The following is a 13604-nucleotide window of genomic DNA, read 5'->3' as shown; positions in this document are numbered from 1 at the left end:
GACCCGACCATACCAGGGCAGACCGGGAGCCCAGCGTGCGCACCGTGCCCCGGTAGGCTGGTCCGATGCCTCGCTCTCTCCGCATCGTCATCGTCGGACCGACGCACCCCTACTCCGGCGGGATCGCCGCACACACCACCACCGTGGCGCACCGGTTGCGGGCGGCCGGGCACCAGGTGCACCTGATGTCGTGGAAGGCGCAGTACCCGTCCTTCCTGCGCGGTGGCACCACCCGGGTGCCCGGTTCCGAGCCCGAGGTCGAACCCTTCGCGTCGACCACGGAACGGTTGACCTGGTACAACCCGCTCACCTGGCTCCGGGCCGGCTTCGCGATGCGGAAGGCCGACGTCGTGCTGGTGACCGGCGTCACGCCGTACCACGCGGTGCCCTACGCGGCGATGCACGTCGCCGCCGGTCGTCGTCCCCGTGGCGTCGTCCTCGCGCACAACGTCCTGCCGCACGAGCCGGGTCGGTTCGACGAACGCCTCGTCGGCGCCATGTACCGCCAGTACGGTGCCGTCCTCGTGCACAGCGACGACCAGGCGGCACTCGCACGCCAGGTCGTCGGCGACGGTGCCGACGTGGACGTCCGCGTGGCGCGGCTCCCCCTGCCGGACTTCGTGGCCGGCGACGACGCACCGGGGACGCCGGGCGCCCGCACCGACGCGGACCTGGTGACCGTCGGGTTCTTCGGGATGGTCCGGCACTACAAGGGCGTCGACCAGCTGATCGAGGCCGCCGCTCGCGTCCCCGGCGTCCGCGTGGTCGTGCGCGGCGAGTTCTGGCAGCCGGTGGAGGAGTACCGCGAGCAGGTCCGCTCGCTCGGCATCGAGGACCGCGTCGAGATCGTCGACGAGTACGTCGCGATGGCGGAGATGGGGGCGATGATCCGCGGGTTCGACGTCGTCGCGTTGCCGTACCGCACCGGGTCGTCGTCGTTCAACGTCGCGCTCGCCAACCGCTTCGGCACCCCGGTGCTGGCGTCCGACGCCGGCACGCTGGCGCTCGACGTCCACGACGGCGTGGACGGTCTGGTGGTCCCCGCGGACGACGTGGACGCCCTCGCGGCGGCGCTCGAACGCATCGTCCGCCCCGGCGAGCTGGAGCGTCTGCGCGCGGGCGTCGACCAGCACGCGTCGGACCGGATGTGGACGGACTACACGGACACGGTCGCTGGTTTCAGCGAGCGCTGACCGCGCACGGTCACTGCCCTGGCCTGGAGGCACGGATCGCGTGAGCCGATCGGCACACGTGATCCGTGCCTCCAGGCCGACGGCACGTGGCTGAACGCGAAGGTGAGCTGACGCGCCCTCGTGTGCGCGCTACGCGCGCCGGCGGATCGCGGCGGCGACGCCCGCGACGGCGAAGTCCGCGATCGCGTAGAGCAGTCGCGACAGGATCGCCGCGGTGACCGCGACGCCCGCCCCGGTGACGGACGCGAGCACCGCGGTGAGCACGAACTCGCGGACGCCGATGCCGGCCGGGAACGGGATGAGCAGCACGCCGAGGGCGAAGGCCAGCGCCATCGCGGCGATCGACGGCACGAAGCTGCGAGCCGGGTCGACGCCGAGGCCGATCAGGACCAGCCAGAGCTGCACGCCGGCGAACAGCCAGTTCGCGGCCTGCAGGCCGGAACTCTGCCCGGCCACGCGCCAGCCGTAGGTGAACTGCGCGTCCGGTCGCCGGAGGATCCGGAGCGCGAGCCGCACGCCGAAGCGCATCACCGGCGGCGTGAGGCAGACGAGGAACGCGACGCCGACGATCGGCAGCCACCAGTAGTCCTCGAGCAGGTGGACGTCGATGAAGGGGACGAGGACCGCACCGAGCCCGAGGCCCGTCGCGATCGAGACGAGCATCGAGATCAGCGAGAGCACGATGGACGACGACTTGGCGAGTCCGACCTCACCGGCCATCTGGGCCTGCGCGGCGATCGGCCACACCGAACCCGGCAGGTACTTGCCGAGCTGACTGACGAAGAACACCCGGCCGCCGCGGAGCACGGGCAGCCGGATGCCGAACGCGGGCCAGACGACGATCCACGACAGCATCGAGAGGACGAGCGCGACGATCACCGCGAGGAACGCGAGTACGAGCCACACCGGGTTCATCGACGCGACCGCGTCGGAGACCTCGGTCCACTTGCCGGCGACGTACAGGACGCCCGCGACGACCACCGCGACCAGGAACGCGATCTTGATGCCGTTGACGGCCCAGCGTCGCCACCCGCGGGTGGCGACGGCCGGTTCGTCGTCGGTGGTGAGCGTGGTCGGTCGGTCCTGCGGGTCGGTCACGCTGTGAGCGCCCCCGCCTGCACCGCGGCGGCCAGGGCGTCACGCCAGTCGCGCATCGGTGCGAGCCCGGCGCGCGACCAGCCGTCGTGCCCGAGCACGCTGTACGCCGGTCGGGGAGCGGGGCGGACGAAGGCGGCGCTGTCCGTCGGCAGGACGCGCTCCGGGTCGAGCCCCATCTCGGCGTAGATCGCGCGGGTGAAGTCGTACCAGGACGCCTGCCCCGAGTTCGTGCCGTGGTAGGTGCCCGCCGGGGCGTCCGACTCGACCAGCTCGACGATGCGCGCGGCGAGGTCACCCGTCCACGTCGGCTGTCCGACCTGGTCGGTGACGACGCTCACGGTCTCGTGCGATCCGGCCAGACGGAGCATCGTGGCTGCGAAGTTCGGGCCGTGTGCGCCGTAGATCCACGCGGTGCGGACGACGTAGGACGAGTCCGGGGCGATCTCGCGCACGAGCGCCTCGCCCGCGGCCTTCGTCCGCCCGTAGGCGTTGATCGGGTCCGTCGGGGCGTCCTCGGCGTACGGCGCGGTGCCGTGTCCGTCGAAGACGTAGTCCGTCGAGACCGTGACGAGCTTGGCGCCGTGCCGGACCGCGGCCCGGGCGAGCAGCTCCGGCCCCGTGGCGTTCACGGCGTGGGCTTCGGCCTCGTGGGTCTCGGCGTCGTCGACCTTCGTGTACGCGGCCGAGTTGATGACCACGTCGTGTCCCGCGACCGCCGCGTCGACGGCCTCCGGGTCGGTGATGTCGAGGTCGGCCCGCCCGAGCGCCGTCACCTCGGCGTCACGGAGTGCGTGCTGGAGGTCCTGGCCGAGCATGCCGCTCGCGCCGGTGATGAGGTAGCGGGTCATGCGAGGGCCGCGCGCTCCTTGAGCGGCTCCCACCACGCACGGTTGTCGCGGTACCACTGCACGACGTCGGCGAGACCCTGGGCGAACGGCACCTGGGGCTCGTAGCCGAGCTCGGCCTGGATCTTCGAGATGTCGACCGAGTACCGCAGGTCGTGGCCGAGGCGGTCGGCGACGCGGTCGACGTACGACCAGTCCTTGCCGGTGGCCTCGAGCAGCATCTCGGTGAGCTCCTTGTTCGTGAGCTCGGTGCCGCCGCCGATGTTGTAGATCTCGCCCGCGCGGCCCTTGGTGAGGACCATCGCGATGCCGCGGGTGTGGTCGTCGACGTGCAGCCAGTCACGGATGTTGTTGCCCTCGCCGTACAGCGGGACGTGCTTGTCGTCGATGAGGTTCGTGACGAACAGCGGGATGACCTTCTCGGGGAAGTGGTACGGCCCGTAGTTGTTCGAGCAGCGCGTGATCGAGAGGTTCAGCCCGTGGGTGCGGTGGTAGCTGCGGGCGAGCAGGTCGCTGCCGGCCTTCGACGCCGAGTACGGCGAGTTCGGCTCGAGCGGGCGGTCCTCGGCCCAGGAGCCCTCGCTGATCGACCCGTACACCTCGTCGGTGGAGACGTGCACGAAGCGCTCGGTGCCGTGGCGGAGTGCGGCGTCGAGGAGACGCTGGGTGCCCACGACGTTGGTCTCGACGAAGATGCCGGAGTCACGGACGGACCGGTCGACGTGCGACTCGGCGGCGAAGTGCACGATCGCGTCGACGCCCGGGACGACCTCGTCGAGCTTCGCGGCGTCGGTGATGTCGCCCTGCACGAACGAGTACCGCGGCGAGTCCGCGACCGGCGCCAGGTTCTCGAGGTTGCCCGAGTAGGTCAGCGCGTCGTAGACCACGACGTCGGCGCCCTCGAGGCCGGGGTAGGCGTCCTGCAGGGTGCGGCGGACGAAGTTGGAACCGATGAAGCCGGCTCCTCCGGTGACGAGGATCTTCACGGGGTCTCCCTTGTGGAGTCGGTTGACGGAACGAGTGACGATTGTAGGGGACGGCGTCCTGGACGGACACCGGACGGTTCAGCGGAGTCGACGCCGGCGACGACGGACCAGCACGAACGCGCAGACGACCGCGGCCACGAACCCGGAGGCTGCGCTGAGCGCGATGCCCTCCCGGAGTCCCGGCGTGTGGTACCGGAGCTCGACGGTGTGCTTCCCCGCCGGGACCCAGACCGCCGCGCCGACGCTGTCCGCGCGGACCATGTCTGTGGTCGCGCCGTCGACGGTGGCGGACCACCCCTTGCGCTGCAACGAGTCCGCGACCACGACCCACCCGCCGCCGGTCGCGTCGACCTTCGCGACCGTGGAGTTGACGTCGCTCGGCTGCAGCGACACGGTCGCCGTGCCGTCCGGGTCGGCCCGGTGGTCCGGGTCCGCGCTGAGGACGACGGTGTCGTCCGGCAGGGACTGGTCGGCGAGCTTCCGGACCAGGCCGGTCGTCGTCTTCTCCACCACCGCGCTCGAGGCCCAGCGGACGCGCGGGAGCGCGTTGCTCCGCTCGTAGATCGTGGCGTCGCCGGTGTGCACGACCGAGACGCCGTCGCCGGCGACCGGGCGGGTGACGCTGATGACCGCGTGACCGTCGTCGTCGGTCCCGATCGGGACGACCGAGTTCTGGCCGGTGACCGTGATCGTGAGGTGCCAGGCGGTGTCCGCCGGGATGTCCGAGCCCTCGAGGGCGACGTTCCGCGGACCGCCGAGACCGGGCACCCAGCTCTTCGTGGACGCGAGGGTCTCACCCGAGCCGTCGGCGATCGCCGAGACCGTCAGCTCCATGCCGCCCGGCGCGAGGGTGGTGGCCGGGGGACCGGTGAACGTGATGCCGTTGACCGGCCCCGTCTCCGAGCCGGACTCGACCGTCGACCGATCGGCGGTCAGGTCGGTCCAGGTCGTCCGGGTCGGTGCGGCCTCGGTCGTGCCGGCGATGACCGCGGACGGGTCCGCGATCATGTACTTCGTCGCGAGCCGGTCGAGGATGCCGGAGTCGGCGAGCTCGGGCATCAGGTTCGGGCTCAGCGTGAGGTACGTCGCCGTCGGGTAGGTGTCCGGGTCGACGGCGCCCATGAGCTGCTTCCACTCGGCCGTCTGGAACGTGTGACCGGTGACGGACCGCATCTGGAAGTACGAGGCCGCCCCGAGGATGGTCGCGTTGCCCGTGGTGGTGTAGCGGTCCTGGTCGGAGACGTGGTCCTTGAGGTAGTCGATCGCCGGGGCGTCCGGGTAGAACGTGGAGGCCGGTGCGATCGGCCACCACGGCTTCGTCGCGACGACCGCCGGGGCGGCGACCATGGCGGCGACCGCGCAGGCCGCGACGACCATGACGACGCGGGAGCGGAACAGCCAGACGAGGCCGACCGCGATCACGGTGCCGATCCCGACGAGCCCGATCGCGAGGATCTCGAGCTTCACCTGGTGGACGTAGCCCTTCGGCACGTGTCCGAGGGCGTTGAAGGTGAACGCGCTCGCGCCCACCGCGGCGAACAGCACGACGGCGATCGCAGCGATGCGGCCCGTGCGGCGGAGCGGCGAGGCCGTCCGGAAGCGTGCGAGCTCGGCGCGCAGGTCGTCCCCGTCGACGAGCCGACCGAAGCCGACGCCGGCGAGCGCGGCTGCGATGAAGAGCACCACGCAGCGCGCACGGCCGATCGGGTTGCTGTTGAAGACCGGGAGCTCACGGACGGCCGAGAGCACCGGACCGCCGAGGTAGACGACGACGATCGCGAACGCGAGGAGCGCCGTGGCGATGGCGACGATCCCGACCGTGCGTCGGGCGACCAACGGGGAGGGGACACGATCGGTGAGGGGCCGCACCGCGGGCCGGATGAGCACGGCCGCGGCGACGAGGACGACCGCGGCGATGCCGATGTACGAGTACTCCTCGACCGGGTTGCGGACGCCCCACGACGCGCCCGACGCCTGTGCGAACGAGATGTCCTGCACCCAGGCGGTCACGAGCGGGAACGCACCGAGGCCGTTCGGGCCGCGCTGTGCGCGACCCGAGAAGTCCACGACGCTCAGGGCGTTGAGCGCGAACGGGACGAGCTGCCACGCGGAGAACAGCACCCCGACGACGATGCCGCCGACCGCGATCCCGGCGCTGCCCAGCACGCCCCGCCAGTTCCGGTGCGCGACGATCGTGCGGGCGACGAAGAACGCGCCCGCGAAGAACAGCGTGTACCCGACGACCGCCGGGAACCCCCCGAGCAGCATCGCGGCGAGCGTGCCGCCGACGCTCAGGAGGTCGCGCTTGCGGAGTTCGACCGCCGCGCGGTCCACCGCCCAGAAGACGAGCGGGATGAACGCCGCGACACGGGTCTGCGGCCAGTTCGACCAGGCGACCATGAAGCCGGACGACGCGTACACGAGCGAGGCGATCGGCCAGCCGGCACGGGGGACGCCCCAGCGGCGGAGCAGGAGCGACATGCCCACCGTGACGGCGACGATCTCGAGGAACTTGACCGCCCCGGGTGCGTACGACAGCGGCAGGATCCACCACGGGAGCGACAGGGGTGAGAACTGCCCGGAGTCGGGGACGCCCCCGAGGGCGGTGCCGCCGGCGACGTAGGGGTCCCACGCCGCGAAGACGCCCTGGTGCGCGAGGGTGGCGAGCAGCGACGTCTGCGGGGCGTTCGAGTCGAGCGGGTCGCTCGTGTAGATGTTCGTCGACGTGACGCTGTCGCCGAGGGTCTGCGCCCACGGGGTGTACCGGCTGAGCAGCCCGGTGTTGAGGAAGGTCCCGTGCCCGGTGAGTGCCGGTCCGATCGTGAAGACCACGAAGGCGGCGAGGGCTGCCCACGCCGCGATCTCGATCCAGGACCGCGGTCGGCGGATCCACAGGGCGAACCGGGTCCCCGGCGCCAGTCGGTCCGTGTGTGCGGTGCGCTCAGTCGCCATAGCGCTGGAGCTTCTGCAGGTCGAGCTGTTCCTCGGCGAGCGTGCGGTTGAGCCTGGTGAGGTCGGCGACGACGCCGATCACGACCGAGAGCACCGCGGTGATGAGGAGGACGACGCCGAGGATGATCGACTGCAGGTGGTTCCCACCGGTGTCCGTCGCGAGGAGCACCAGGTAGCGGATCAGCGGCCAGAGACCGAGCGCTCCGAGCACGGCGGCGACCCAGAGGAAGAGCGCCATCGGGCGGTACATCAGGTAGACGCGGGCGATCGCCGACCCGGACTGGAACATGTGCTGCCAGATGTTGCTGAACAGGCGGGACTCGCGGGTCTTCGGGTTCGTGGTGATCGGCACGGACGCGATCGCGAGGCGCTTGTACCCGGCCTGCACGATCGTCTCCATGCAGTAGCTGAAGCGGGTGACGATGTTCAGTCGGATGAGCGAGTACTTCGAGTACGCGCGGAACCCGCTCGCCGCATCGGGCAGGTCGAGGCCGGCGGCACGCGACGCGACCCAGGAGCCGAAGCGCTGCATGAGCTTCTTGAAGCCGGAGAAGTGCTCGATCGTCCGGGTCTGGCGGTCACCGATGACGATCTCGGCCTCCTTCCGGAGGATCGGCTGGACCAGCTCCGCGATCTGCGCCTGCGGGTACTGGTTGTCGCCGTCGGTGTTCACGACGATGTCGGCGCCGTGCAGGAGCGCGTAGTCGACGCCGTCACGGAACGACCGCGCGAGGCCCATGTTCGTGGTGTGGTGCACGAAGTGCCGGACACCGTGCTCCTTGGCGACCTCGACCGTGCGGTCGGTGCTGCCGTCGTTGATGACCAGGATCTCGATCTCGTCGATGCCGTCGATCTGCTTCGGGATCGAGTCGAGGACGCTGGCGAGGGTGTTCTCCTCGTTGAGGCAGGGGATCTGGACGAATAGCTTCACAGGCTCGCTTGGTCTCGTTTCGGGCGGTCGCGGGGCGCAGAACCAGAACAGCCTATGCGACGGGGGCAAACGGCGCGTGACGACCATGAGGGTGAGTCGGTTCCCCGGAGTGTGGTGTACCAGTCGGCTTGCTAGGCTGCCCCGGTGCAGATCCGCGAACTGAAGATCCCCGGCGCGTGGGAGTTCACGCCCGTCCAGCACGGCGACGCACGAGGAGCATTCCTCGAGGCGTACCGCGCCGACGTCCTCGAAGAGACGATCGGCCACCCGCTGGACCTCCGACAGGTGAACATGTCGATCTCGTCGGCCGGTGTGGCCCGCGGGATCCACTACGCCCTCGTCGCGCCGAGCCAGGCCAAGTACGTGACCGCCGTCCGCGGCGCGTTCATCGACTACATCGTCGACATCCGCGTCGGCTCCCCGACCTTCGGGCAGTGGGACTCCGTCCGGATCGACGACGTCGACCGCAAGGCCGTCTACCTGTCCGAGGGCCTCGGCCACGCGATCGTCGCGCTCGAGGACCAGTCGACCGTGAACTACCTGGTCAGCGCCCACTACGACCCCGAACGCGAGAAGGGGATCACGATCCTCGACCCGACGGTCGGGTTGGAACTGCCCGAGGGGCTCGGTGAGCCGGTGCTCTCCGAGAAGGACACCAGCGCTCCGACGCTCGAGGAAGCCGCGGCCGCCGGGCTGCTCCCGACGTACGAGGAATGCGTCGCCTACACCGAGTCCCTGCGGACGAAGAAGTAACAGGAGAGAACGTTGAAGGGCATCATCCTCGCCGGGGGTTCCGGCACCCGTCTCTGGCCGATCACCAAGGGCATCAGCAAGCAGCTCATGCCGATCTACGACAAGCCGATGGTCTACTACCCGCTGTCGACGCTCATGATGGCCGGCATCCGCGAGGTCCTGGTCATCACGACGCCCGAGTACAACGACCAGTTCCGCGCCCTGCTCGGCGACGGCTCCTCGCTCGGCATGGACATCCAGTACGCCGTGCAGCCCAGCCCGGACGGCCTCGCGCAGGCCTTCGTCATCGGTGAGGACTTCATCGGCGACGACAGCGTGGCGCTCGTCCTCGGCGACAACATCTTCCACGGCACCGGCCTCGGCACGAACCTCCGGAAGAACACCGAGGTCGACGGCGCGACGATCTTCGCGTACCACGTGGCCGACCCGAAGGCGTACGGCGTCGTCGAGTTCGACGACGCCTTCACCGCGGTCTCGATCGAGGAGAAGCCGGCGGAGCCGAAGTCGAACTACGCCGTCCCCGGTCTGTACTTCTACGACAACAAGGTCATCGAGATCGCGAAGACGATCGAGCCGAGCGCGCGTGGCGAGCTCGAGATCTCGACCGTCAACGAGCGCTACCTCGAGGCGGGGGAGCTCGGCGTGCAGGTCCTCGACCGCGGCACCGCCTGGCTCGACACCGGGACGTTCGAGTCGATGATGCAGGCCTCGGAGTACGTGAAGGTCATCGAGGACCGTCAGGGCTTCAAGATCGGCTGCATCGAGGAGATCGCCTGGCGCAACGGCTGGATCGACGACGCGCAGCTCGCCGAGCTCGCCGCGCCGCTGGTCAAGGGCGGCTACGGCGTCTACCTGCAGCGGCTCCTCTCCGCGTAGTCGCTCTCGTGGCGATCTTCAGACGCCGCCGTCGCGACGCGACGCCCTCCGGCTCCGGCCTGGAGGCGCGACCCGCGTCCGAGACGGCGGCGTCGCCCGTTCTCGTGGCCGGGTTCGACGGCACCCTGCCGCACCTGGACCGCGCGGTCACCGTGGTCCTGGTGAGCCGGTCGGACCGGTACGAGCGACTGCCCGCGCTGGTGGCGGCGGCCCGTCGGGCCTTCGGCCCCGAGGCCGACGTCCGTGCCGTCGGGTACGTGGCCGACGCCTCGCCACGGGACGCCCCGCAGCGCGGCCTGCCGTGGGTGCGCACCGACCCGGTGGACGGCATCGGGTCCGCGATCAACGCCGGGGTGTCCGGTGGGGTCGGTCGCGTCCTGCTCGTCGTCGACTCCACCGTCGGCGTCACCGACCAGGACCTGCAGGTGCTCGCCACGGCGGGCCACGACCGTGTCGCCCAGGCGCGCGTGTGGTTGGCCGACGGCAGTCGTCGGCACGGATCTCGATTGCTCCGACCGGGGGCGCTCCCCGGGACGGACGACGATCCGGGTTCCCCGCCGTCGCCGGACGTCGCCGCAGCCGTGTCGGACGCGCGCCTCGCCGACGGGATCCGGACGGCACAGGTGTTCGCGGCTGACCAACCGGTGGTCGCGGTGCCGGGTGCAGCGCTGGTGCCGGCGCCGTGCCTCCCGGACGAACGCATGACGGTCACGGCCTGGACCCGAGCGGTCGCGGACCGGACCGGGCAGGATCCCGTCGTGACGTGGGCAGTCGAACGGTCGGCCGAGGCAGGTCGCACGATCGACCGCACCGTCGTCGACGCGTTCGCCGCCTGGCGCGACCGCGAGCCGGAGCCCGGCGGCTCGGGTGTCGTCGCAGGTCCGCCGCTGCCACCATGGGGTGCCCGTCCGGTCGCGCCCGCGCCGCAGCGGACAGTGTCGACCGACAAGCTCGCGTGGTCGCTCAAGATCGCCGCCCCCGCAGGGCCCGAGGGCGACGGCTGGGGCGACGTCCACTTCGCCGCCGAGCTCGCCGGGGCCCTCGAACGGCTGGGACAGCGGGTCCGCGTCGACCGCCGGGACGCCCACGTCCGTGACGACGACGGCACGGACGACGTCACGCTGGTGGTGCGCGGCCTCGACCGGGTGCCGCCGAACCCGGCGTCCGTGAACCTGCTCTGGGTCATCAGCCACCCCGACGACCTCGTCGACACCGAACTCCGTTCCTTCGACGCGGTGTTCGCGGCGGGGCCCGTCTGGGCGGCAGCGGCGGCGGAGCGATCGGGTGTCCCGGTCACCACGCTGCTGCAGGCGACCGACCCGGCGGTCTTCCGTCCGTCCCCGCCGACGGGACCCGATGCCGGCCGGGTGGTCTTCGTCGGGTCGACCCGGGGTGCCTCCCGCCCGGTGGTGTCCGACGCGGTCGCGCTCGGTGCCGATCTGCGCGTGCACGGACCCGGGTGGGAGTCCGTCGTGCCGGAGCCGATGCGCGGGGCGTCGAGGTTGACCCGGGCCGAGGTCGCCGCGTCCTACGCCTCCGCGCGGGTGGTGCTCAACGACCACTGGCCGGACATGGCCGCCGGGGGCTTCGTGTCGAACCGGGTGTTCGACGTGCTGGCCTCCGGAGGAGTCGTCGTCACCGATCCGGTCGAGGGTCTCGACGACGTGCTCGACGTCCCGACGCTCGCGGTGGCTCGGTCGCGGGACGACCTCGCCGCCCTGCTCGACCCGGTGCGCCCCTGGCCGACACCCGACGAGCGCGCCGAGGTCGCCGCCCGCATCGCCTCCGAGCACTCCTTCGACGCCCGCGCCCGGGTCCTGCTGGACGCCGCCCGCGCCGAGCGGGCCCGCCTCCGGCGCTGACGCGCAGAGGCACCGGCCGCCCGTCCAGGACGCGAAGCACCGACTCGGTGCGCGTGGACGACGCCGCCGTGCTACTTGCGGGTGACCCAGCGCGCACGCACGGCGAGACCGACGCGCAGCACGAGCCGCAGCGGCCACAGCCACCAGGCCCGGTACTTCCGCGACAGGAACCGGTAGGCGCTGCGGTGGTGCTCGATCTCCATGCGGCGCCGGTTCGACGACGTCGAGTGCGCGCCGGTGTGGGTGACGACGGCGGTGGGCACGTAGACGTTCGCCCGTCCGGACAACCCGACCCGCTGCCCGAGGTCGACGTCCTCGAAGTACATGAAGTACGACTCGTCGAAGCCCCCGAGTTGCCGGAACAGGTCGGTGCGGATGAGGAAGCACGCGCCGGACAACCAGCCGGCCTCGCGCTCGACGACCTGCGTGGTGGACCAGTACCGCTGGCTCCACGGGTTCGCGGGCCAGAAGCGCGAGAACGCCGCGTGGCCGAGGCCGGTGCGGAGCGAGGGGAGCCGCCGGGCGGACGGGTAGGTCTCGCCCTGGTCGTCGAGGATCTGCGGCCCGAACGACCCGCCGTCGGGCAGCCGGTCGGCCGCGGCGACGAGTTCGTCGATCGACCCCGGCTCGAGCACGACGTCGGGGTTCGTGACGAGCAGGAAGTCCGGCCGCACGTCGGGCAGGACGTCGTCGAGCGCGGCGAGGGCGGCGTCGATCCCGCCGCCGTAGCCGCGGTTCCCACCCGAGGACACCACGACGGCGCCGTAGGACTCGCCGATCGCCCGGAGCGCGTCGAGGTCGGTGGACCCGTTGTCGGCGATGACGACGGCGACCGGCGACGTCGAGGCGGCTTCGATGCTCGCGAGGAAGGGCCGGATCGTCTCACCGGTGTTGTAGGTGACCGTCAGGACGGCGACGCGGATCATCGTGCACCTCCGACGGCCTCGTAGGCGCCGACGTGGACGGCGGCCGTGGCGTCCCAGGTGAAGTCGTCGGCCCGTCGGAGCGCGGCGGCCCGGTGCGACGCGACGAGCGTGGGGTCGTCGAGCAGCGACGCCATCGCGGCTCCCAGCGCCGAGGCGTCGGGCTCGGTGTACACCGCGGCGTCGCCCCCGACCTCGGGCAGCGAGAGTCGGCGGGTGGTGAGCACGCACGCCCCGGTGGCCATCGCCTCGACAACCGGCAGGCCGAAGCCCTCGCCGAGCGACGGGTACACCACGAACTCCGCGCCGCCGAGGAAGCCGGCGAGGTCCTCGAGCGGGAGGTACCCGGCCTCGACGACGTGGTCGGCGTCCTGCAGCGCGTCGAGCCGCTCGATCGCGGCGTCGTCCCAGCCGCGCGCGCCGGAGAGCACGAGCCACGGTGTCGGTGACCCGGTCGCGTCCCGCGCACCCCGCACGGCGGCGTACGCGTCGAGCAGCGCCGTGACGTTCTTGCGCGGCTCGATCGTGCCGAGGAACGCGATCCACGGGGCGTCGTCGGGGAGTCCGGCGGCGATCCGGGCGTCCTCGACCTCGGCCGTGGTCGGTTCGTGGAAGCGGGTGCGGTCGACCCCGAGCGGAGCGACCCGGACGTCGGCGCGGATGCCGGTGACGACGCGCGCGGCCTCGGTCGCGGTGGCGGCGCTCGGCACGATCACGACCGGACGGGTCCGCAGCGAGCGGCGGCTCCACCACGTGAAGAACGTGCGCTTCAGGCGCGAGTGCCACTCCGGGTTGGAGAAGAACGTCGCGTCGTGCAGCGTCACCACCGACCCGCGTCGCCACGAGAACGGGAACGTGTAGTGCGGTGAGTGCAGCACGGTCGCACCGAGTCGGCGGCCGAGTGCGGGCAGGCCGGTCTGCTCCCAGAGGAAGCGCAGCGGCACCGAGTCGGTCCACGCCGGCGCCCGGTGCACCGTGACGTGCGGGGCGATCTCGGCGAAGTGCGACGCGTGCACCGGCCGGACGACCAGGTGGACGTCGAGGTCGGGATCCGTGAGGTGCGAGACGACCCCCTCGACGTAGCGTCCGACGCCGCCGAGGTTCCGCGGTACCGCCGTCCCGTCGATCAGGACGGTGAGCTGCGGCACGCGTGGTTCCTTCCGTGCGGGAACGCCGCGGCCGGTG

The 13604-nt window shown here is 71.5% G+C and carries 11 protein-coding genes; 4 read left to right on the top strand and 7 right to left on the bottom strand.

Going from position 1 to position 13604, the window contains the following annotated elements; all coding sequences use genetic code 11:
- The first annotated feature begins 65 nt into the window (after positions 1-65).
- Entirely contained in the window at positions 66-1193 is a 1128-nt protein-coding gene (locus ABIC61_RS05620; RefSeq protein WP_354029119.1) for a glycosyltransferase family 4 protein, read from the top strand.
- Positions 1194-1322: 129 nt separating this feature from the next.
- Here the strand turns inward: ABIC61_RS05620 and ABIC61_RS05615 are convergent, their stop codons facing one another.
- The 5 genes from ABIC61_RS05615 to ABIC61_RS05595 form a co-directional block, all read right to left on the bottom strand.
- Complete coding sequence (locus tag ABIC61_RS05615) at positions 1323-2291, bottom strand: lysylphosphatidylglycerol synthase transmembrane domain-containing protein (protein WP_144752411.1); 969 nt, start codon at positions 2289-2291, stop codon at positions 1323-1325.
- On the bottom strand, positions 2288-3139 hold the full coding sequence (rfbD, locus tag ABIC61_RS05610; RefSeq protein ID WP_144752414.1) for a dTDP-4-dehydrorhamnose reductase: 852 nt from the start codon (positions 3137-3139) through the stop codon (positions 2288-2290). The genes ABIC61_RS05615 and rfbD overlap by 4 nt, the downstream gene beginning before the upstream one ends.
- Positions 3136-4122 (bottom strand): dTDP-glucose 4,6-dehydratase, encoded by a 987-nt coding sequence (gene rfbB / locus ABIC61_RS05605; protein WP_354029118.1) that lies wholly within the window; start codon positions 4120-4122, stop codon positions 3136-3138. Before rfbB ends, rfbD begins: the two co-directional genes overlap by 4 nt.
- A gap of 78 nt (positions 4123-4200) precedes the next feature.
- Positions 4201-7074, bottom strand: coding sequence for a YfhO family protein (locus tag ABIC61_RS05600; protein ID WP_354029117.1), 2874 nt, complete (start codon positions 7072-7074; stop codon positions 4201-4203).
- Positions 7064-8005, bottom strand: a complete 942-nt coding sequence (locus tag ABIC61_RS05595; protein WP_144752423.1) for a glycosyltransferase family 2 protein — start codon at positions 8003-8005, stop codon at positions 7064-7066. Before ABIC61_RS05595 ends, ABIC61_RS05600 begins: the two co-directional genes overlap by 11 nt.
- 144 nt (positions 8006-8149) lie before the next feature.
- Here ABIC61_RS05595 and ABIC61_RS05590 point away from each other — a divergent pair, with 144 nt between their 5' ends.
- The 3 genes from ABIC61_RS05590 to ABIC61_RS05580 are packed head-to-tail and all read left to right on the top strand — an operon-like array spanning position 8150 to position 11496.
- Positions 8150-8758 (top strand): dTDP-4-dehydrorhamnose 3,5-epimerase family protein, encoded by a 609-nt coding sequence (locus tag ABIC61_RS05590; protein ID WP_144752426.1) that lies wholly within the window; start codon positions 8150-8152, stop codon positions 8756-8758.
- A gap of 12 nt (positions 8759-8770) precedes the next feature.
- On the top strand, positions 8771-9634 hold the full coding sequence (rfbA, locus tag ABIC61_RS05585) for a glucose-1-phosphate thymidylyltransferase RfbA (protein WP_144752429.1): 864 nt from the start codon (positions 8771-8773) through the stop codon (positions 9632-9634).
- A gap of 8 nt (positions 9635-9642) precedes the next feature.
- Complete coding sequence (locus ABIC61_RS05580; RefSeq protein WP_354029116.1) at positions 9643-11496, top strand: glycosyltransferase family protein; 1854 nt, start codon at positions 9643-9645, stop codon at positions 11494-11496.
- 71 nt (positions 11497-11567) lie between these two features.
- Here the strand turns inward: ABIC61_RS05580 and ABIC61_RS05575 are convergent, their stop codons facing one another.
- Together ABIC61_RS05575 and ABIC61_RS05570 are read right to left on the bottom strand one after the other, a co-directional pair.
- On the bottom strand, positions 11568-12422 hold the full coding sequence (locus tag ABIC61_RS05575; RefSeq protein ID WP_354029115.1) for a glycosyltransferase family 2 protein: 855 nt from the start codon (positions 12420-12422) through the stop codon (positions 11568-11570).
- The gene (locus ABIC61_RS05570) at positions 12419-13567 is read right to left on the bottom strand and encodes a glycosyltransferase family 4 protein (RefSeq protein WP_354029114.1); all 1149 of its coding nucleotides are present in this window, start codon (positions 13565-13567) and stop codon (positions 12419-12421) included. Before ABIC61_RS05570 ends, ABIC61_RS05575 begins: the two co-directional genes overlap by 4 nt.
- Positions 13568-13604: the final 37 nt, after the last annotated feature.

Origin of the sequence: Curtobacterium sp. 1544 (assembly GCF_040544915.1) — a bacterium.
Lineage (GTDB): Bacteria > Actinomycetota > Actinomycetes > Actinomycetales > Microbacteriaceae > Curtobacterium > Curtobacterium pusillum_C.
The sequence above is the reverse complement of the archived record's forward strand: the minus strand, read 5'-3'. Positions and strand labels throughout refer to the sequence as shown.